The organism is Soehngenia saccharolytica DSM 12858 (genome assembly GCF_059568515.1).
Genome location: NZ_JCANTN010000005.1, coordinates 76570 through 97059 on the forward strand (window position 1 = coordinate 76570; position 20490 = coordinate 97059).

Below are 20490 nucleotides of genomic sequence, written 5' to 3' on the forward strand. Positions count from 1 at the left end.
TAATTTACTATTTCTATTTTACCCATTGTAACTTGATTTACACATCTAAATCACTTTTCCGTTCTTCTAAAATTATATAATTTCACAGACAATGCAAAGAAAATGCAAGCAGTTACCACTAGAATTATTATATGCTGGGAAAAACTCATATTTCTCTCTCTAAAATTATATATAAGCCCCATTTCAAACTTAAAATTATATATGTATTCCTTTGCCGCTAACTTAAATGTTATCTCGATTGGTTTTTCCATAAATATATTTCTAAAAAGCACTGCCGAATGGGACAATGGAAATATCTTTATTAGCGTCTGTATTGTTTGAGGCAAGACTCCTATAGGGACATAAATGCCAGTTAAAAATCCAGCTAACGTGCCAACTATAGTACTCATGGCAGCAAAAGCATTCATACTACTAAAAAAATTGATAAAAAACAGCATCATTGAACTTGATGTTAATACCGTTAGTAGCATAAGCCCAAAAGCGAATATTATATCTTTAGACCCTAAAAAATTACCTCCATTTAAAACAATATATATTTCGCCTAATAGCAATGTAATAGTGGACATAATCAGAGCAATAAATGCAGAACTTAAAAAATAGCTTAGCATCAAGGTTCTTGAAGTAAGTGGCGATGAAGCAAAATCCTTAATAATCTTATTATGTTTATCTTCGACCATTATCGCCAATGAGCCTAATGATGTAGTCATTGGTGTTACAACTAATAATCCTCCAATTATCCAGCTATCGATTAAAAATCTAGTTCCCTCATAATCGCCCATTGAAGAACTAATGTTTTCACCTAAAAAAAGTCCATACAGGCCAATTATAATTAATACTGAAAGAAGTGAATAAAAAACTTGCACTCTGTCTCGAAAAAACAATTTCATATTTCTTATAAGCAATGCTTTCAATCTCTTATCTCCTTTCCTGTAATAGATATAAACACATCATCCATTGTCCCTTTTATCACTTCAAAGCTCATTATAAAATCTTTATTTGCTTCCAATATAGGTATTGACTCTTTTGAATTATTTAGCTCTACAACTATTTCATCGTTCTTTGTTGAATATTTATAATTATTTATTTTTAAATAATCTAAAATTTTACTTATGTCTTTTGCCCACATTATCAATTTATCTGAGGTGTATTTTGATTTTAAATCTTGCGGAGTACCAGATGCGACTATTTTGCCGTCATCAATTATTACTATATAATCAGCATTACTAGCTTCCTCCATATAGTGGGTCGTCATAAACACTGTAGTGTTCGCTTTCTCTTGTATATCTCTTATTGTATGCCAAATAGATTGTCTGGTCTGAGGGTCTAAGCCAACTGTTGGTTCATCTAAAAAAAGTATTCTAGGTATGTTTAAAAGCGCCCTAGCAATATCACACCTTCTTTTTTGACCCCCCGAAAGTTTTCCATATCTCCTATTTAATAAATCATTGATGCCACATTTTTGACTTACATCTTTTATGACATCATCTAATTTATTTTTCTCTATATCGTAAAAACTTCCTCTTACATACAAGTTTTCTCTTACTGTAAGTAAATTATCTAATAAGCTATCTTGAAATACTACGCCAATGCAATTTCTTATAGACTGATCTTCTTTACCCAACTCATATCCATTAATCAATACTTCACCACTATCTTTTTGCCTTAAAGTACTCAATATGTCTATTGTAGTGCTTTTACCAGCACCATTTGGCCCTAAAAAAGCAAATAGTTTTCCCTCTTCCACAAAGAAATTGATTCCATTAACTGCTTTAATTTCACCAAACGATTTAAATAAATCCTTGACTTCAATTATTTTTTCCATTTTTTCACCTCTTTTATATTATTTTTTAAATGATTATGTTATAATCTGAATAAATGGCAAAGGAGAGTATGATTTTAGTCGATGACTATATCACACATGAATAATATGAATAATTTTCTTTTAAAATTAATTGCTTTAACAACAATGATAATAGATCATTATGGTGCTATTTTCGAACCTGATGTAATACTTTTTAGAATTATTGGAAGAATTGCCTTTCCAATATATTGTTTTTTACTGGTTCAAGGTTTTCTGCACACTTCTAACATTAAAAAATATGCAGAGAGATTGTTTATTTTTGCAATTATATCCGAATTGCCTTTTGATTATGCATTTTATGGTCAAATAAATTATTTTCATCAAAATATTTTCTTTACACTTTTTATAGGCTTAATGACAATTTATTTTATCAATAAATACTCATTAGGTAAGAATTATTTAGTTCCTATAATCATAATAATTTCTTTTATGATTTCATCACTTATGTACGTTGACTATAATTTTATCGGCATCATATATATATTGGCATTCTATTTTACTAAGAACTTAAATAAGCCAAAAAATCTAATCCTGACAGGAATTATATTATTTGCAACTAATTATATAACTGGAATGTATCTTCAAAATTATGCTCTTTTAAGTCTCATCCCTTTATATTTCTACAATAACAAACTAGGCTTAAAGAACAAAAAGATGCAGTTGCTATTCTATATAGCCTATCCTCTGCATCTCTTTATATTTGCTTTGATTAAATTTTACTACTGAACAATATAGTCGATTTCTTGATTCTCACTTTGATTGTTTTCTATCGTTACTGTCATACTGATTGGCAATGCAACTATTATTTCATATTCGCTCTTTATAAAACCCATATCATTGTGAATACCAAGAGGCACTATTTCTTCAGGTAATCTTTGTAGTCTAACTGCTCCATCTTTAATTTCTAGATATCCAGTATATTTTTCTCCCTTTACTTCAAATTCAAACGGCACAACTTCGTCTTTATTGTCATCAATTTCATGCTTGAAAATAACTTCATCTTTGATCTTAACTACTGCTACTTTCTGATTTAAGTTGTCTGAAATTACAGGAATATAAGCTATCCATGACAAAGATAAAACTACTATCAATATAATTATAATTTTATCTCCAAGTTTTAAAATCTTATTAATATCTTTCATTTTATCAACCTCTGATTATCTAGTACTTATATGTAAAGTATAACATAAAAAAAATTTATCGACTACTTGCTTTCTATAAAGTTAATCCCACTTTCTTATAATAAATATCAGCCAATTTTCACGGCTGATATTTGCATTGTTGAAATTATATGTCAATTTTTGAAATGGATTCCCTTAATAGTAATTCATTTCTTGTAGTCTTCTCAATTATTTAATAATTGTGGTACTTAATCCGCCCTTTAATCGTTTGAGTTTCTTATCTTTGCTTTCTTCGTTTTGATGAGCATATTCCCAATGAATAAACCCTTGTTCTTTACATCTATCATAGTCAAATAAAATTTCTTTGACTTCTTTTGATAGAATAAACAGCGTTATTATGTTTGGTAAAGCCATCAATCCTGTAAATAAATCTACTAATTGCCATATATAAGTCGGATTGGCAAATGTTCCAACCGATAATGATAAAACAGAAATTATTTTAAACATTGTCAATGTTGATTTTTTAGAGCTGAATAAATACTTGATATTAGCTTCTGCAAAAAAATACCATCCTACAATTGTGGTCAGTGAAAAAAAGGATAGGCATATAGCGAGGAACATTGCCCCAAAATTTCCAAATAAAGAGCTAAAACCATTCTGTGTCATTGTGGTAGCACTTTCTGCCATTTTAGAAGCACTAATTGTAGGATCATAAGAACCTGACGTAATATTAACCATTACTGTAGATAGGCATATTAAAAATGTAGAAATAAATACTCCTATCATAGCTACAAATCCTTGTTCTGCAGGATGAGAAGTATCCGCAACAGCGTGAGAATGCGGTGTGGAACCTAGTCCAGCCTCATTAGAGAACAGACCTCTTGCCAAGCCAAATCTAACTGTTTGTTGAATTGTAATACCCAGCGCTCCACCTTTAATTGCTTGTGGCGAAAATGCTCCAATAAATATGCTCTTTATAGCTGGTATTAAATTGCTTATATTAAATGCAATTATTGCAAAGCTTCCTAAAATATACATCATCGCCATGATAGGAACAACTTTTTCCGAGAATTTTGCAATGCTGCCCATTCCACCAATTAATATTTTAAAAACTATTAAAGCCAATAGGATTGTTATGAATATTACTGGAACACCAAATGCACTATTTACAGCTCCTGCAATTGAATTTGATTGAACCATGACTCCAACTATTCCAAGGCCTATTGATGCCATTATAGCAAAAAATTTAGCTGGCCATTTAGACTTTAATCCATTTTTAATGTAATATGCCGGCCCACCTACCAGCTCTCCGTCCTTCTCTTCGCGGTACTTCTGTGCCAATACTGCTTCGCCAAATATTGTCGCCATCCCAAAGAAAGCTGCTAATAGCATCCAGAAGGCTGCACCTGGACCTCCTGATGCAATTGCGGTAGCAACTCCCACTATATTACCTGTCCCTACTTGTGCTGCAACAGCAGTTGATAATGCTTGAAATGGAGACATCTTTCCATCTTCTGGTTTTTCATTTTTAATTATTCCGCTAATCATTTTTTTAAGTGCAGGGAATACTCTTGAGAATTGTGGGAATTTCAATTTTATTGTCATAAAGATGCCAATCCCCATCAATCCAAATATTAGTATATAATCCCAGAGCACTTTGCTCACCATGTTAACAATTTCCATTAGTTGCTCCAAAACCAACACCCCCATAATTAAACAACTTTATCAAATTATAAGTTGTTGGTTTCAAAAAGTTACATGTTGTTTCAAATTAATACAAAATAATTTCTAAATTTTTTAAATCGTCTAATTACTAATTGTATATAAGCAAATGCCTTCCATGAATTTTTTCAGATTGACTTTTCCTCTTTTTTTGCTTTTCCCTCTAATATAGTCCATCTCTGCTTTTACTTGTTCAAAACTATATAAGCTATTAGAATATTCTAGGAAAATTTCATTTAAATTATCTTCTATGCCTAAATTTGCTAAATTTACTAATCCTACATATGCTGCTCTCCTAATTCTTTGCTCAACGGTTCTTGCATTTTGATCATAGTCTTTTAGTAAATCCTTCAAAGTAAATTCTTTCATATATTGTTTGCTTTCAATTAACATCATAACTATATTTACAATATCTTTGCTTCCAGTTTCCCCCAAGATTCCTATCTTTTGTAATATAGCCATCACTTTGTCTTCATATTTTTTTTTATTCGATTCATTAGTGGTCTTACTAGAATCAAATAATTTTTTTATTGAATTGAGCTTGTCTTGCATATCCAATTTTTCATTTACTTTTTTTATTACGTTTTCAACTTCTATTGCATTTATAGGTTTCTGAATGAAAAATTCTATTCCACTTTCATACGCTTTTGCAATCATATCTTTAGAGCTCACTTGAGATATCATGATAAAGATAGGCTTACCTTTGACAGACTGGAAATCTTTAACAACATTTATCCCATCTTTATTTGGAATGAGTAAGTCAATTAAAACTATGTCAGGTTGATTTACTAAAATTTTGTTTATAGCTTCTACTCCATCTCTTGCATAACCTACGATTTCGCCAAGCTTTCTATCTTCTACAATTCTTTCTAATATTCTTATTACATTAAAATCATCCTCAACAATAAATATCTTTATTTCTCACACCTCCAATTCTTCTATTGGAATCGACAAAACCATTTCAGTTCCTTCTTTTGTATTTGAAATAACATGAATTTCACCTTTAAGTTCATCTTCAACGATCTTTTTAACTATTGTTAAGCCTAAGCCTCTGCTGACTTCCCCAGTTTCATAATTAATTTTTGTAGAAAATCCTGGGTTAAATATATCCTCAATTTCATTTTTATCGACGCCAGCTCCATTATCCTTTATCATAAAAATATATTTTCCATCTGATTTTTTCTGTATAAGAAATATATTCCCTTGATATGATTTTGGAATAGCCTCTATGCTATTAATCAATAGATTTCGAAAAACAGACATCAAGTAGTAATGTCTTTTAGTGTAAAAGTCATCATCAATCTGTACATGTACATTTATGTTTTTACCAAGGCGTTTAATCTCTTTGGTTACTGTTTCATATAGAATAGACGTAAGGGATGAAAATTTCATCTTTTCATCGTTTAGTTCTTTTTCAGTAACATCTAATATTCCCCTTATTGCAAGTGCATTTTCTTTTTTAATTTCATGAATGTTTCTTGCTATATTTAACGAAATTTCTTTCCATGTTTCACTGTTCTCATTTGAATTTATCATTTCATATAATCTATATGAATCCACCATAAGTTTTTCAATGTTCTCCATGTTTTTTTCCATCCAATATGCTTCTGTCTTAAGCTGTGACATTGTCCACAGCAATTTTCTATATCTCTTTTCATGTTCTTCTTTTATAAGCAATAGTTTATAATTTTTTAAGAAATATAAGACAATCCATACAATTGTAGATCTTAATACTGCAACCAAAAATATTGTTGATAGCATTTCTAGTTGAAGCGGTATTGAATATACAAAACTTCTGCTTATGAGTTCTACCAAATTTGACGTAAAATCAGCAAATGTTATTATAAAGAAAACATAATTCAAACTATCTTTGTTTTTTTTATCAATTAGCAAATAGTAGATTATCGAATACGTAATATAGAAAATCATTTCAATTGCATATGGTAGATTATATAAAACTAAATTTTGATTAAGAACACCATACATAAATACTCTTGTGATGTATATGAGAATTGCTGAAATAAATCCCATAGGTATAGGTCTTATATCATCAAAATAATACATAGCTATAGAATAGACAATTATACCTGCAGACACTCTAAAGTCAGGTTGAGAGAACCCTAAGTATATTTGAGAGAATATAGTAATTGTTATCGCAATTAGTAAAGTTCTTTTTTTATGTTCTACTTCAACCACCTTCTTTTATTATATTTTACCACAAAAATAAAGACCGCAATTATTGATTGCGATCTTTATTAGTCATAAATATAAATTTATTATTCTCTAAAATCACCATAAATTTTATAAGTCTATCGTATAGAGGTTCGGCTTTATCTCCAAATTTATCTCTTACTAGTTCAGCAATTTGGTATACATTCCTCTCTCCATCAATACTCATCCAAATAAATGAGCCAAATTCATCTAAATCGATTTTAAATGATTCTGGAGTAATCATTATCTTTCTTACTATTCTCTCGAAGCGAGAATCTCTAGGAACAATTAATTGTAGTGAACCGTCTTCTTTATGATTAGTGCTTATTTTAGAAGACTTTCTAGGAATATAGTCCAAATAATTTTCATTAATTTTACTCTTATTTCTCATAGTTGCACATCAATTAACTTTCCTTTTTAGCATAGAATGATTTTCTAATTAGTAAGAAAGCTAAACCGCCGAATAATATCAATGAACCCCATTGTCCAAGAACATTGTTTCCTACAGCTATTGCTTCTCCTACGCTCTTCCCACCTGCAAGAGGTATTATTGCCAATACTGCCAAAAGTATCCCAATAACACCCTCGCCAGCGATTAAGCCTGATGAGAATAATATTCCAGATTCCACTTTATTGTCTAATTGTTTATCTTCTTTATGTCTCTTTTCTAACAATCCTCTTATGATACCACCTAACATAATAGGTGTGCTTAAATGAATTGGCAAGTATAAACCAACTGCAAACGGAAGAATTTGAATGCCTAAAAGTTCAACAACTATACCTATTCCAACTCCTATAAATACCAATGGCCAAGGAAGCTGTCCTCCCATTACTCCTTCAACAACCATTTTCATCATAGTTGCTTGAGGTGCTGGCAATTCGCTTGTTCCAAATCCCCATGCTTTATTTAGTAACAATAATATATATCCAATGACTAAAGCTGAAACTACTGCTCCAATTACTTCACCTATTTGTTGTTTCTTAGGTGTAGCGCCAACTAAAAATCCAGTTTTTAAATCCTGTGACATATCGCCTGCCATAGCAGCGATAATGCAAATTACTGAACCTACCGAAATAGCGCCGATCATTCCAGCTTCTCCCACAAATCCAGTAGCTTTAAATATGATTGAAGTGATTAGAAGAGTAGCTATGGTCATCCCTGATACTGGATTATTGCTACTCCCAATTATTCCAACAAGTCTCGATGATACTGTTGCAAAGAAAAATCCAAATACTGCAATTACTATCGCTCCTGTGATTCCAACTGGAATAAAATCAGTAAGCCCTATGAGAACAACTATGACTATAATTCCAATTATTACTGTTCTTAAGGACATATCCTCATCTGTTCTAATAGTGGTTTGGTGTTCCCCTGATGTGCTTCTTAAGTTGCCTAAAGCATCTTTAAATGTTCTTACTATTAAAGGCAATGACTTGATTAAACTTAAAATACCACCAAATGCAACAGCCCCTGCACCGATGTATCTGATGTAATTGTTCCATATGTCCCAATAACCAGCTTCGCCTAGTACAAGTTCACTTAAAGGAGCCGTCGCTGGATAAATTATTTCAGGCACAAATTGTCCTAGATGTGCAATCAAAGGTATGATTACAAGCCACCCTAAAACTGCTCCAGCCAACATGAAAGCGGCTATCTGTGGTCCAACTATAAACCCAACGCCTAGTAAAGCTGGCAATGTGTCCATTCCTACAGCAGCGCCTCTATAACCTGGAATAGCCCATTCGATCTCTGATGGAAATAATTTTATTCCATCTGTTATGAATTTAAATAATGCCCCAATTCCTAAACCTTGGAATACTGTTTTAGCTTTACTCCCTCCAGTTTCTCCCGCAATAAGTACTTCTGCGCAAGCAGTTCCTTCTGGATAAGGTAAAACACCATGCTCATTGACTATAAGAGCTTTTCTTAAAGGAATCATAAATAAAACTCCTAACAAGCCTCCTACCAATGATATTGATGCAATCCTTAAAATTGATGGTGCTGTCATTCCCAATTCATCAGCCCATAAAAACAAAGCTGGCATGGTAAATATTGCACCTGCTGCTAAAGCTTCGCCTGCTGATCCAATCGTTTGAACCATGTTGTTTTCTAGGATTGAATCCCTTTTCATAATCCCTCTTATAATCCCCATTGATAATACCGCTGCTGGAATAGATGCACTAACTGTCATCCCAACACGTAACCCAATATAAGCATTGGCTGCTCCAAAAACAATACATAGAAAAATACCCAATAATACTGAAACAACCGAAAACTCTGACATTATTCTATCCGCAGGGATATAAGGTTTAAATTCTTCTTTCTTTTCCATCTCTCTTCTCCTTTCTTTATTGAATTTTCATACAATATAATTTTATACCAATTAAAAGTTTAAGTCAATTACTTTGACATGACATATTTATGTTATAATTAATCTAACATATAATCATGGAAAAGAAAGAAGATGATAAAGTGTCTGATAAAATTCCTGAGAGTAGAAAAAATTTATACTACGCTGGCATGTTTCTAACAATCATCGGTTTGATTCTATTTCTAAGTAATTTTATAATAGTGTTTTCAGGCAATGCGTTTAATTTCAAGCCAATGCTTTCATTCGTGGGATTTATTTTGATAGCTTTGGGACAAGGCATTAGAACTATTGGTGCAAAGGGAGTAGCGGGTACTGGTATTGTTTTAGATCCTGAAAAAGCTAGGGAAGATATGAAACCTTATAGTAAAGCAATTGGCGGTGTAATTGATGATGTATTGGAAAATGTTGATAAGAGCGAAACGAGGAAAGAAATCGTAAAAATAAAGTGTAGAAACTGTGATACATTAAATGATGAGGATGCTACTTACTGCAAATCATGCGGGGAAAAGTTATAAGGATAAAATATCCTTATAACTTTTTAAAAAATTAAAGAGACTCCAAATTGATAACACTTTTCTTCCAAAGACCTTTAGTGTAAATTAAAAATCCATAAAGACACACTATTAGATTGCTAAAGCTCATCGAAAACCATATCCCAGACGCTCCCCAATTAGTAAAATTTTTAAAAATGAGAATCATAGGCAGTCTGACGAACCAAAGCCTGCCAATCTCCATTGTCATAGAGTATTTAGTGTTTCCAGTACCTTGAAATAAACCTTGTAATACTGAAAAAATACCCATCAATGGCATCGACCACGATATATATTTCAAATAGTTTACTGATAATTCTATTACCGAAGGATCATCTTTTGATTGCATAAAAAAATTGATTATTTCTATGTCAAATGTCAATAAAACAAAGCACCCAATAAATCCTAGTATTGATGTTAACAACGTAGCTTTGCTAAATGATTCTTTAACTCTATTCTCTTGGTTAGCTCCTATATTTTGTCCAACTATTGCTGTTAAAGCAGAACCAAGTCCCATAGCTGGCTGTGATATAAGGGAAGTAATTCTATTTACCATTGCATAGGCAGCGATTGTAGCAGTCCCATATGACCCGATAAACATGTTTAATACAATAAATCCAATAGCAGCTCCAGATTGTCCAACCGATGTGGGCAATCCTACTTTTACAATGTTCTTGATAATGCCTATATTAAATCTAAACCCTTTGAAGCTTGGCAATATCAATGAGTTTCCTCTATAAAGGTGTATAAGTCCAGCTACAGCCAGTAGAATTCTGGACAAAAGTGTAGCATAAGCTGCTCCTGCAATCCCCAAGTCAAAAGTAAATATAAATATTGGATCTAAAATGGCATTGATAGTAGCTGATATAGCACTAAATATAGTGGGATATAAAGTATTCCCTTGCGAGTTCATTATAGAAGAATAATTAAAAAATACAAACATGAAGAGCATATCAAGAAAAGTTATTCTTAAATATATGATCCCATATTTTGCCAAATCTCCAGTTGCCCCCATCCATTTTACAATAAATGGTGTAAATATAATCCCAATTGTGCTAAATAATATAGCACTTAATACTGTCAATACGATTAGTTGGGTAGCATGTTCGTTTGCCTCTTTTATTTTATTAGCTCCAATAAATTGAGAAAGAATGGAAGTTCCTGCAATTGATAAACCTATACCTATCGAAATAAACAAAAAATTAACAGGCCAAACAAATGCAGTAGCCGCAAAATGAACAGAAGATATTTTGCTAACCCATATACCATCTACCAGATTGTAAATCGTCTGTATCAAGCTGTTAATCATTATTGGCACAGATAAGTATAAAAGCGCTTTATATATACTTCCATTAAGTATTAAATGAGTTTTGTCTTTTGAATTCATTTTACACCTCTTAAATATTTCGTGTACCTAATAAATATTATACTACACAATTTTATTTTGTATACAATTAATTAATCAATAATTATGAAATTTATGATAAAATAGGTAAAACAAAAGATATAATATAATTAGGAGAATTCATGAGACCTTTAAAAAAACTAACTTTAAATATTGTTTCAAAAGTAAATATTAATGTAAAAAAACACTACAAATCGTTTCGTCTTTTCCAAAGAGTTGTAAATCCGCCAATTGCACCTGTTTATAAAAAGCTAGATGACACCATTTATTATTATGGCAAAGAAATACCAGTAAGGGTTTTCATGCCAGAAGACCAAATAGATAGTAAAGTGTTGTTGTTTTTTCACGGCGGCGGATGGGTAACTGGTGATATTGATTCATATACGAATCTTTGCTCAAGATTGGCAAATGAAACAAATAGGCGAGTTATATCAGTAGACTATAGGTTAGCTCCAGAATATCCTTTCCCGAGTGGATTAGAAGATTGTTACTACGTTACAAAATATCTCTTTGACCATTTACAACTATTATCCTGCAGTGAGGATGACATCATATTGATAGGCGATAGTGCCGGAGGAAACTTAGCTGCATGTGTTTCCCTGCTCCTGCGGGATAGAGGTGAAAATGTGCCAAAAAAACAAATTTTAATATATCCTGCAACTAACTACGACCATAGTGAAAATTCTCCTTATAAATCTGTGATTGAGTTTGGTGAAGACTATATCTTGACGTCAAAAAGAATACAAGATTACATGGAATTATATGTGCCAAATCCAAAAGACAGAGAAAGCCCTTATGTCGCACCAATTCTAGCTAAAGACTTATATAATCAACCAGAAACACTGATTATTACGGCAGAATATGACCCTCTTAGAGATGAGGGTGAAGCATACGGGAAAAAACTTGAATCTTATGGTAATATTGTCCACATATTTAGGGTGAAAGATGCCGTTCATGGCTATTTGAATTCTCCAATAGAAAATAATACCATAAAAGAAACTTACTCAATTATTAGAAGATTCGTAGATAATTTGCTCTAGGTGATTATATGAAAGAGAAAAAAAATGAAAATTTAAATTGGATAAAATTAGATAATGCTTCAAAAATTTTCCCTGCGACATACACAAATAGAGATACTAAAGTTTTTAGAATTTCTGTTGAATTGAATGATTATGTTGACAAGGAAATTCTTCAAGCATCTATAGATGGGGCTGTGGAATATTTTCCCATATTCAATTATGTGCTTAGAAGAGGAGTATTTTGGTACTACTTTGAGCACTCTAACCTCAAACCAAAAGTTGAGATAGAATCTATCCCATTATGTTATCCCTTATATGATAAAGAAAAGAAAAACTTGTTGTATAGAGTGTCCTATTTTAACAAAAGAATTAATCTAGAAGTCTTTCATGCTCTAACAGATGGAGCTGGAGTTGTATGGTTTATGGAAACTATCGTACATTTTTACCTTACTAAAAAATATAAAGATGATTTTAGTGGCAAGAACTTAAAGCTTCGCCATAAAGCCGCAATCAGTCAAATGATGGATGATAGCTTCGCAAAATACTATAGTAGAGAAAAAATATCTCAAGATGAAAATGTAAAGTTAAATAAAGCCTATCAAATAAAGGGAACTTTTACAGAAGAAAATATAACGAAATTAATTGAAGGTACAATGTCTACTCAAAAAATAATTAACTTATCCCACAAATACAATACTACGGTGACAATATTCTTGACTTCTTTATTGATATATTCAATATTAGAAGATATGCCATATAAATCTAAAAAATCGCCAATTGTCGTGTCTGTACCTATTAATTTAAGGCAGTACTTTAAATCCTATACTGCAAGAAATTTCTTTAGCACTATGAATATCAAATATTATCCTACTGGAGAAGATAGCATAGAAAAAATAGTAGACACTGTGAGTAATAGCTTTAAATCAGAGCTGACAAAAGAAAAATTGAATGCTCATCTAAATAAGTTGATATCTATAGAAAAAAATCCTTTGACTAGGATTGTGCCACTGCCAATCAAAGATTTAATATTGAAATTTGCTAATAGGATAACTGATAGAGGTATCACTTCTTCGTTCTCAAACGTTGGAAAAATAGAACTGCCCAACGAATTCGACCCTTATATAAATAAATTCAGCATATGTGTCAGCGCAAGAAGACCTCAAATTGTAATGTGCTCATATAAAGATAGATTAGTAATTTGCTTTAGCTCTCCTTATAAGGAAACTGATATTCAAAGGACTTTTTTCACATTTTTAACTGAAAATGGAATTGAAGTAGAAATCACGTCCAATTTTTAATGGAGGAATACAATGAAATACTGTGAATACTGTAAAGTTTACATCCCCGATGATCGAGAAAACTGTCCATTATGTGAAAATAAATTGGAAAATATAGATGATGATCATGAACAGATATTCCCAAGAATACCGTCCATATATAAGCGAAATCTCGCATTAAAAATCATGAGTTTCATTAGCATAGCTTTAATTGTGCTGAGTTTTACGATATATTTTCTATTCCCCACAGATGTTAATTGGCCTCTTTTAGTTTTATTTGGGATACTTAGTGTTTGGTTGGACTTATTCTTTTTGATAAGAAAAAAAACACATTTGCCCAAAAAAATAATTTGGCAAGTTTTTATTATAACAGGTCTATGTATTCTTTGGGATATATATACAGGCTTCATAGGTTGGTCTATAGAATTTGTTTTCCCTATAATATGTATATTAGCTATGTTGGTTATGTATATTTTAGCATTGGTTTTAAAATTGAGTATAAATGACTATATAACCTATATATTAATAGACATTTTATTTGGCATAATACCGGTAATTTTTATCTCTTTAGATTTAGTAGATATTATTTACCCATCAATTATTTCTGTAACTATAAGCATTATTTCATTAGCTGCAATATTTATATTTGAGGGTAAAAACATCATCTATGAGCTAAAGAAAAGAATGCATATATAGGGAGTGCTATCTTTTACACTCCCTCAAAATTAAAAGGCGGGATGAAACTCTCTTGCGCACTTTCACCTTCTTGAATAAAACCATTTTCTACACCAATAGATATTGCAAAATCTACTACTGAGTTGTATTCATCTTCTCTTAGCTTCCTATTTATCTCTGGAAAGGCATTTACATGTGATAATGGAGTATACTGGCTCATTATGCTTATGTATATATCATCTCCGAAAGTTTTGTGCAAATATTCAATGATTTTTTTAGAATCTTCTACAAATCCAGGTAACACTAAATGTCTGACTATAACTCCTTTAGTCATCATACCTTTTTCATTAAATTCAGGTTTGCCTACTTGCCTTACCATTTCTCCAATCGATTCCATCGCATAATCTTTATAGTTATATGCATTTGAATACTTCTTCGATAAATTTTCATCGTAATATTTAAAATCAGGCAAGTAAATATCAATAAATCCATTTAAATATTTTATAGAGTCCTTTTTTTCATATCCGCTTGTGTTATAGACAATTGGCATGTCTAATCCCTTTTCCTTAGCGATCTCCAACGCCATCATGATTTGTGGAATAAAATGAGTTGGTGTCACTAAATTTATATTTTGTGCTCCTTTATCTTTTAACTCAAAAAATATTTCAAGCAACCTTTCATTTACCACTCTCTTACCAAATGATCCATTGGCTATAATATTATTCTGACAGTAAACGCATCTTAAAGCACATCCCGTGAAAAAAACTGTTCCAGAGCCCTCCTCACCAGATATGCATGGTTCTTCCCACATATGAAGACTCGCTCGAGCTAAACGCAAATCAGAAGTTTCTCTGCAATATCCAATTTCCCCTTCAATTCTATTGACATGACATTCTCTTGGACACAGTGTGCAATCTCTTAATAAATCCATGTAATTTCCCATTTTATACCTCTTATTACCTATATTCTTATTTAATAGCAACAATACCATTATATACTAATAAAAAGTATGTGGAATAAAAAATTTTATTTCCTAGTAAAATGATATGTTTACAACGCTAAAGTATAGGTATATAATAGTTAAGGATTTGATAATAATTATCATTATTAAAAAGTGAGGAGAATATGATGTCTGAAAATTTACTAACCATAAACAATTTAAAAGTTTCTGTTGGCGATGATGACAAAGAAATATTAAGAGGAATTGATTTAAAAATTAACAAGGGAGAAGTTCATGTGATCATGGGACCAAATGGCGGTGGAAAGTCAACTCTTGCCTATACTTTAATGGGCCACCCAAAATATAGAATAAATGATGGAGATATAATTTTTGGTAGCACTAGAATAAATGACATAAAAACTCATTTAAGAGCAAAAATGGGGCTTTTTTTGTCGTTTCAGTATCCTGAAGAAATAGAAGGAGTGACAGTTGAAGAATTCTTAAGAACAGCAAAAACTGCTGTTTCTGGTGAACAACAAAAAATAATTCCATTCAAAAAACTTATTAATAAAAAGATGGAAGATTTAAGCATGAGCGAAGAGTATGCTTCTAGATATTTGAATGTAGGTTTTTCTGGGGGAGAAAAGAAGAAAAATGAAATATTACAAATGTCAATTTTAAACCCTAAACTAGCGATATTGGATGAGACTGATTCTGGCTTAGATGTCGATGCTATCAAAATTGTTGCTGATGGTGTGAATAAAATAAAAAATGAAGAAAATGCATTCTTAATAATCACTCATTACAACAAATTATTGGAATACATTAAGCCTGATTTTGTCCACATACTTCTGAACGGACGAATAGTAAAGTCCGGAGGCATAGAATTGGCAAATGAAATTGATGAATATGGTTACGAAAAAATAAAAAATGAATTCGCAAGCTGATAGAGGTGTGAAAAATGGAAAAGAAAAAGACTAAAGTAAAAGATATAGATAGAAGAATTTATGACATAAAAAACGAGCTAAACTATAGCTTTAAGACTGATAGTGGACTTACAAGAGATATAATACTGGACATATCAAGAGAAAAAAACGAACCAGAATGGATGAGAGATTTTAGATTGAAGTCTTTAGAGATATATAGTCAAAAGCCATTTCCAAAATGGGGTGCTGATCTAAGCGATCTCGACATGGATAATATCGTAACTTATATAAAGCCGAACACTCAAATGAAAAATGATTGGAATGATGTTCCTGAAGATATAAAAAACACTTTTGAACTTTTGGGATTGCCACAAGCAGAAAGGGAGTCATTAGCAGGTGTAGGCGCTCAATACGACTCTGAAGTGGTTTATCATAATATAAGACAAGAACTAGTGGATATGGGCGTAATATATACTGATATGGAGACCGCTTTAAGAGATTACGAAGATATAGTCAAAGAATATTTCATGAAGCTAGTGCCCCCTACAGATCATAAATTTGCAGCACTGCATGGCGCTGTTTGGTCTGGTGGGTCATTTGTGTATGTCCCAGAAGGAGTTAAAGTTGATGTTCCTCTTCAATCATACTTTCGATTAAACGCTCCTGGCGCAGGACAATTTGAGCATACCCTTATAATAGTTGAGAAAAATTCTTATTTGCATTTTATTGAAGGCTGCTCTGCACCTAAATACAAGGTGAATAATTTGCACGCTGGCTGTGTAGAGTTGTTCGTTAAAGAGAATGCAACTCTAAGATATAGCACAATTGAAAATTGGTCAAAAAATATGTACAATCTGAATACTAAAAGAGCGGTAGTAGACAAAAATGGAACTATTGAATGGGTGTCTGGCTCTTTTGGATCTAAAGTATCAATGTTATATCCTATGAGCATTTTGAGGGGAGAAGGTGCAAGGTCTGAATTTACTGGAGTAACTTTTGCTGCAAAAGGACAATATTTAGATACAGGTACGAAAGTCGTTCACGCAGCAAACAATACCACTTCAACAGTGAATTCTAAATCCATATCAAAAGATGGTGGCCATGCATTTTATAGAGGATTATTAAGAGTAAGTAAAAATGCGACAGGCTGCAAATCAACTGTTTCTTGTACTTCATTGATGCTAGATAATGAGTCCAAATCGGATACATTGCCTATTATTGAAATAGATAATGATAATATCGATATTGGACATGAAGCAAAGATTGGTAGAATTAGTGATGATGCTATCTTCTACTTGATGAGCAGAGGTATTTCTGAAGAAGAAGCCAAAGCTATGATTGTAAGAGGTTTTGTAGAACCTATCACAAAAGAACTGCCTTTAGAATATGCAGTTGAATTGAACAATTTGATTAATATTGAGCTCGAAGGTGCAATAGGTTAGGAGTTGATAAAATGATATGGAAAAGAATTGGACTTAAGGAATTAAATTTGCCAGAATTTAAAGAATATAAAAATGAATTTATACCAAATGTAAATGGAATGAATATGAAAATTGCAAAGACAAGCATTGGAAGAGTTTACACCAAATTAGACAGTTACAGAGGTCTTGGAGAAGATTTGGAACAAATACCTCAAAGTAATCATAATGCGGGTTTTGAACTAAAAGTAGACGATAATGCAACCATAAGCGAACCATTGCTAATTAATTACCATCTAGATATGAATAATCCTGTATTAATTGATAATAATCTAATTGAAGCAGGAAAAAACTCTATATTGACTTTAATATTTGATTATTCAAGCGACGACACGATCGATTTATTCCACGATGGCTTAACCAATATAACTGTTAATGAAAATGCGACCCTCAATATAATCAAAATACAAAGACTAAATAGCTTTAGCCATAATTTTGATACGAATATTTTGAACATAAAAGACAATGGAGTCATTAATTTGATAAATATTGAACTAGGCGCTAAAATAACTGCTGTTAACTATACTACCTATTTAAATGGTGAAAATAGTACAGCAGATCTAAATTCGATTTATTTAGGCGATGGCGAAAGAAAATTGGATTTAAATTATGCAATGATTCACAAAGGCATAAGAAGCGTAAGCAATATAGAATCAAAAGGAGCTTTAAAAGATAATTCAGTAAAAGTATTTAGAGGAAACCTTGAATTTTTGAAAGGAGCAAGACACTCAAAAGGTAGTGAATCTGAATACACCACTTTATTGAGTCCAAGTGTGAAAAGCGATTCTATCCCTGCTTTAATGTGTCATGAAGATGATGTAGATGGAAACCATGCAGTTAGTGTTGGTAGAATAGACGAAAATAAACTGTTTTATCTACAAAGTAGAGGTCTTGATGAATTAAGCGCAAAAAAATTAATAATTGAATCATCATTTAATCCAATAATAGACAAGATTCCGGATGAGAATTTAAAAAGAACTATTCTTCTAGAACTAGAGAGGAGAATATAAATGTCCCAAATAATTGATTCTAAAATTAGAGAAGACTTTCCAATTTTAGAGAAGAAATTGAATGGTAGTCGATTGGTTTACTTGGATAATGCTGCAACTACACAAAAGCCTAAGTGCGTAGCAGATGCTATATCAGATTATTATTATAACCATAATGGAAATCCTCACAGAGGCGCTCATACATTAAGCATAGAAGCGACTTCTCTTTATGACAATGCAAAGAAAAAAGTACAGAATTTTATAAATGCAGATTCTGAAGATGAAATTGTATTTACTAAGAACTGCACTGAATCTTTGAATTTATTGGCATATAGTTTGTCGCAAAGCTTCAAAGAGGATGACGAGATTCTTTTGTGCATATCGGAACATCACAGCAACATACTTCCTTGGCAGAGAATTTCAAAAGAAAAGAACTTAATACTAAAATATATTTATGTAAATGAAGATGGTACAATCCCAGAAAGTGAATATGAAAAGATCAATAAAAATACAAAATTAATTTCAATTGCTCAAATGTCTAATGTTTTAGGCACTATATTCCCCGTTAAAAAGATTAGTCAAATAGCGCATGAGAAAGGCGCAATTGTAGTAATAGATGCCGCTCAAAGCATTCCCCATATGAAAGTAGATGTGAAAGATATAGATGCAGACTTTCTAGTTTTCTCCGCTCATAAAATGCTCGGGCCAATGGGCATCGGAGTGTTGTATGGCAAAAAACATCTGTTGGACAATATGCCTCCATTTCTATTAGGAGGAGATATGATTGAATACGTATATGAAAATGATGTAACATTTGCACAAGTTCCATATAAGTTTGAAGCCGGCACTCAAAATGTTGAAGGTGCTGTGGGGTTAAATGCAGCTATTGATTATCTTGAGAAAATAAGTTTGCAAAATATTGAGGCACATGAAAAAATGCTAACTGAATATGCAGTAGAAGAGATGCTAAAAATTCCATATATAGAAATTTATGGACCTATGGATTTAGAAAAACGTGGAGGAATTATTTCCTTTAATGTCAAAGATATTCATCCACATGACGTAAGCACTATATTAGATAGTTATGGCGTCGCAAGCAGGGCAGGACACCATTGTTGTCAGCCTCTAATGCGATATATGGGTATAAATGCAAGTGTTAGGATAAGTTTTTACCTTTACAACAATATAGAAGATATTGACATATTTATAGATAGTATTAAAAATGTAAGGAAGTGGTTAGGCTATGGATCTTAATCAAATATACACTCAGTTGATAATGGAGCATAACAAAAATACTCACAATAAGAGGGCTTTAATAAATCCAACATTAATAGAGCACGGTCATAATCCAAGCTGTGGAGATGACATAACGCTGAATCTGATTGAAAAAGATGGCATAATTGTAGATGCAAGTTTCACAGGCTCTGGTTGTGCAATCTCACAAGCCTCAACCTCTATAATGATAGATCTCATTAAAGGTAAAAAAGTTAGTGAGGCAATGGAATTAGCTGAGATATTCATAAAAATGATAAAAAAAGAAATTGATGATGATAGCGAACTAGAAAAATTAGAAGATGCAGTTGCCTTTGAAAATATATCGAACATGCCCGCAAGAGTTAAATGTGCAGTTTTGCCATGGCATACTCTTGAAGAAGCAATCGGGTAGGAGATAAATAATTAATTTATTTATCGACCTCCCACACCGCCGTACGTACCGTCCGGTATACGGCGGTTTCATAGTTTACACTCTAACTTCAAGGTAATATTTAAACATACTTAAATACCCTTGTTTTTCAAACCTAGCATTGGTTAGGGTTGTTGTAAGAATCCAGCTCTTTGATGTATGCCAGTAACTTTTTCTTGTATTTGCCCATTCCCATGCTTTCCCTTTGGCTATTCCTAACTTCTGAAGATTTTCATATTTTGTTTTAACCTTCTTCCATCTTTTCCACGTTATCATACGG

The 20490-nt window shown here is 32.1% G+C and carries 21 protein-coding genes; 10 read left to right on the forward strand and 11 right to left on the reverse strand.

The features are described 5' to 3' along the window. Window positions 1-50: 50 nt before the first annotated feature. Entirely contained in the window at window positions 51-911 is an 861-nt protein-coding gene (locus tag BO51_RS02585; RefSeq protein WP_496483676.1) for an ABC transporter permease, read from the reverse strand. Continuing rightward, complete coding sequence (locus BO51_RS02590; RefSeq protein WP_496483678.1) at window positions 908-1822, reverse strand: ABC transporter ATP-binding protein; 915 nt, start codon at window positions 1820-1822, stop codon at window positions 908-910. The genes BO51_RS02585 and BO51_RS02590 overlap by 4 nt, the downstream gene beginning before the upstream one ends. Window positions 1823-1903: 81 nt before the next feature. Here BO51_RS02590 and BO51_RS02595 point away from each other — a divergent pair, with 81 nt between their 5' ends. Then, window positions 1904-2587: a TraX family protein gene (locus tag BO51_RS02595; RefSeq protein WP_496483680.1), complete on the forward strand. Its 684-nt coding sequence runs from the start codon at window positions 1904-1906 to the stop codon at window positions 2585-2587. Here the strand turns inward: BO51_RS02595 and BO51_RS02600 are convergent. The 6 genes from BO51_RS02600 to BO51_RS02625 all read right to left on the reverse strand — a co-directional run bounded on the left by BO51_RS02600 (window position 2581) and on the right by BO51_RS02625 (window position 9248). Then, a complete protein-coding gene (locus BO51_RS02600; RefSeq protein ID WP_496483682.1) occupies window positions 2581-3003 on the reverse strand; it encodes a NusG domain II-containing protein in 423 nt (140 codons plus the stop codon). The two genes, BO51_RS02595 and BO51_RS02600, sit on opposite strands and share 7 nt — an antisense overlap. Window positions 3004-3210: 207 nt before the next feature. Then, window positions 3211-4677, reverse strand: coding sequence for an alanine/glycine:cation symporter family protein (locus BO51_RS02605; RefSeq protein WP_496483684.1), 1467 nt, complete (start codon window positions 4675-4677; stop codon window positions 3211-3213). A gap of 111 nt (window positions 4678-4788) precedes the next feature. Then, a complete protein-coding gene (locus BO51_RS02610) occupies window positions 4789-5622 on the reverse strand; it encodes a DNA-binding domain-containing protein (RefSeq protein WP_496483721.1) in 834 nt (277 codons plus the stop codon). A 3-nt stretch (window positions 5623-5625) separates the two neighbouring features. After that, a complete protein-coding gene (locus BO51_RS02615) occupies window positions 5626-6900 on the reverse strand; it encodes an ATP-binding protein (RefSeq protein ID WP_496483686.1) in 1275 nt (424 codons plus the stop codon). 40 nt (window positions 6901-6940) lie between these two features. Beyond that, entirely contained in the window at window positions 6941-7306 is a 366-nt protein-coding gene (locus BO51_RS02620; protein WP_496483688.1) for a PqqD family protein, read from the reverse strand. A gap of 13 nt (window positions 7307-7319) precedes the next feature. After that, on the reverse strand, window positions 7320-9248 hold the full coding sequence (locus tag BO51_RS02625) for an OPT family oligopeptide transporter (RefSeq protein WP_496483690.1): 1929 nt from the start codon (window positions 9246-9248) through the stop codon (window positions 7320-7322). 140 nt (window positions 9249-9388) lie between these two features. Here BO51_RS02625 and BO51_RS02630 point away from each other — a divergent pair, with 140 nt between their 5' ends. Then, the gene (locus tag BO51_RS02630; protein WP_496483692.1) at window positions 9389-9802 is read left to right on the forward strand and encodes a hypothetical protein; all 414 of its coding nucleotides are present in this window, start codon (window positions 9389-9391) and stop codon (window positions 9800-9802) included. A 31-nt stretch (window positions 9803-9833) separates the two neighbouring features. Here BO51_RS02630 and BO51_RS02635 read toward each other — a convergent pair whose 3' ends face one another. After that, window positions 9834-11204, reverse strand: a complete 1371-nt coding sequence (locus BO51_RS02635) for an MATE family efflux transporter (protein ID WP_496483694.1) — start codon at window positions 11202-11204, stop codon at window positions 9834-9836. 140 nt (window positions 11205-11344) lie between these two features. On the opposite strand from BO51_RS02635, the gene BO51_RS02640 reads away from it, so the two are divergent. Genes BO51_RS02640 through BO51_RS02650 form a run of 3 tightly spaced genes read left to right on the forward strand, consistent with a single transcriptional unit; the run spans window position 11345 to window position 14214 of the window. Then, on the forward strand, window positions 11345-12262 hold the full coding sequence (locus BO51_RS02640; protein ID WP_496483696.1) for an alpha/beta hydrolase: 918 nt from the start codon (window positions 11345-11347) through the stop codon (window positions 12260-12262). Window positions 12263-12270: 8 nt separating this feature from the next. Further along, a complete protein-coding gene (locus BO51_RS02645) occupies window positions 12271-13539 on the forward strand; it encodes a hypothetical protein (protein WP_496483698.1) in 1269 nt (422 codons plus the stop codon). Window positions 13540-13551: 12 nt separating this feature from the next. Then, complete coding sequence (locus tag BO51_RS02650; protein WP_496483700.1) at window positions 13552-14214, forward strand: DUF6320 domain-containing protein; 663 nt, start codon at window positions 13552-13554, stop codon at window positions 14212-14214. A 13-nt stretch (window positions 14215-14227) separates the two neighbouring features. On the opposite strand, the gene BO51_RS02655 is transcribed toward BO51_RS02650, so the two are convergent. Then, window positions 14228-15136, reverse strand: a complete 909-nt coding sequence (locus BO51_RS02655; protein WP_496483702.1) for a radical SAM protein — start codon at window positions 15134-15136, stop codon at window positions 14228-14230. Window positions 15137-15321: 185 nt separating this feature from the next. Between BO51_RS02655 and sufC the strand changes: the two genes are divergently transcribed. From sufC to sufU, 5 genes are read left to right on the forward strand one after another with little or no spacing between them, the layout of a single operon-like run. Continuing rightward, on the forward strand, window positions 15322-16080 hold the full coding sequence (gene sufC / locus BO51_RS02660) for a Fe-S cluster assembly ATPase SufC (RefSeq protein ID WP_496483704.1): 759 nt from the start codon (window positions 15322-15324) through the stop codon (window positions 16078-16080). Between the two features lie 14 nt (window positions 16081-16094). Then, window positions 16095-17501, forward strand: a complete 1407-nt coding sequence (gene sufB, locus BO51_RS02665) for a Fe-S cluster assembly protein SufB (protein WP_496483706.1) — start codon at window positions 16095-16097, stop codon at window positions 17499-17501. An 11-nt stretch (window positions 17502-17512) separates the two neighbouring features. After that, complete coding sequence (gene sufD / locus BO51_RS02670; RefSeq protein ID WP_496483709.1) at window positions 17513-18547, forward strand: Fe-S cluster assembly protein SufD; 1035 nt, start codon at window positions 17513-17515, stop codon at window positions 18545-18547. Beyond that, window positions 18548-19780, forward strand: a complete 1233-nt coding sequence (locus BO51_RS02675) for a cysteine desulfurase (protein ID WP_496483711.1) — start codon at window positions 18548-18550, stop codon at window positions 19778-19780. It abuts the gene before it with no gap. After that, complete coding sequence (gene sufU / locus BO51_RS02680) at window positions 19770-20192, forward strand: Fe-S cluster assembly sulfur transfer protein SufU (RefSeq protein ID WP_496483713.1); 423 nt, start codon at window positions 19770-19772, stop codon at window positions 20190-20192. The genes BO51_RS02675 and sufU overlap by 11 nt, the downstream gene beginning before the upstream one ends. 75 nt (window positions 20193-20267) lie before the next feature. Here sufU and BO51_RS02685 read toward each other — a convergent pair. Continuing rightward, window positions 20268-20490, reverse strand: a 223-nt coding sequence (locus BO51_RS02685) for a hypothetical protein (RefSeq protein WP_496483715.1), incomplete at its 5' end; no start/stop codon positions are given.

What these genes read in the sequence shown, in the direction of transcription:
- BO51_RS02640 (WP_496483696.1), top strand. Translation starts at nt 11,345, where the DNA reads ATGAGACCTTTAAAAAAACTAACTTTAAATATTGTTTCAAAAGTAAAT.
- sufD (WP_496483709.1), top strand. Translation starts at nt 17,513, where the DNA reads ATGATATGGAAAAGAATTGGACTTAAGGAATTAAATTTGCCAGAATTT.
- sufB (WP_496483706.1), top strand. Translation starts at nt 16,095, where the DNA reads ATGGAAAAGAAAAAGACTAAAGTAAAAGATATAGATAGAAGAATTTAT.
- BO51_RS02595 (WP_496483680.1), top strand. Translation starts at nt 1,904, where the DNA reads ATGACTATATCACACATGAATAATATGAATAATTTTCTTTTAAAATTA.
- sufU (WP_496483713.1), top strand. Translation starts at nt 19,770, where the DNA reads ATGGATCTTAATCAAATATACACTCAGTTGATAATGGAGCATAACAAA.
- BO51_RS02675 (WP_496483711.1), top strand. Translation starts at nt 18,548, where the DNA reads ATGTCCCAAATAATTGATTCTAAAATTAGAGAAGACTTTCCAATTTTA.
- BO51_RS02645 (WP_496483698.1), top strand. Translation starts at nt 12,271, where the DNA reads ATGAAAGAGAAAAAAAATGAAAATTTAAATTGGATAAAATTAGATAAT.
- BO51_RS02635 (WP_496483694.1), bottom strand. Translation starts at nt 11,204, where the DNA reads ATGAATTCAAAAGACAAAACTCATTTAATACTTAATGGAAGTATATAT.
- BO51_RS02600 (WP_496483682.1), bottom strand. Translation starts at nt 3,003, where the DNA reads ATGAAAGATATTAATAAGATTTTAAAACTTGGAGATAAAATTATAATT.
- BO51_RS02655 (WP_496483702.1), bottom strand. Translation starts at nt 15,136, where the DNA reads ATGGGAAATTACATGGATTTATTAAGAGATTGCACACTGTGTCCAAGA.
- sufC (WP_496483704.1), top strand. Translation starts at nt 15,322, where the DNA reads ATGTCTGAAAATTTACTAACCATAAACAATTTAAAAGTTTCTGTTGGC.
- BO51_RS02590 (WP_496483678.1), bottom strand. Translation starts at nt 1,822, where the DNA reads ATGGAAAAAATAATTGAAGTCAAGGATTTATTTAAATCGTTTGGTGAA.
- BO51_RS02625 (WP_496483690.1), bottom strand. Translation starts at nt 9,248, where the DNA reads ATGGAAAAGAAAGAAGAATTTAAACCTTATATCCCTGCGGATAGAATA.
- BO51_RS02650 (WP_496483700.1), top strand. Translation starts at nt 13,552, where the DNA reads ATGAAATACTGTGAATACTGTAAAGTTTACATCCCCGATGATCGAGAA.
- BO51_RS02620 (WP_496483688.1), bottom strand. Translation starts at nt 7,306, where the DNA reads ATGAGAAATAAGAGTAAAATTAATGAAAATTATTTGGACTATATTCCT.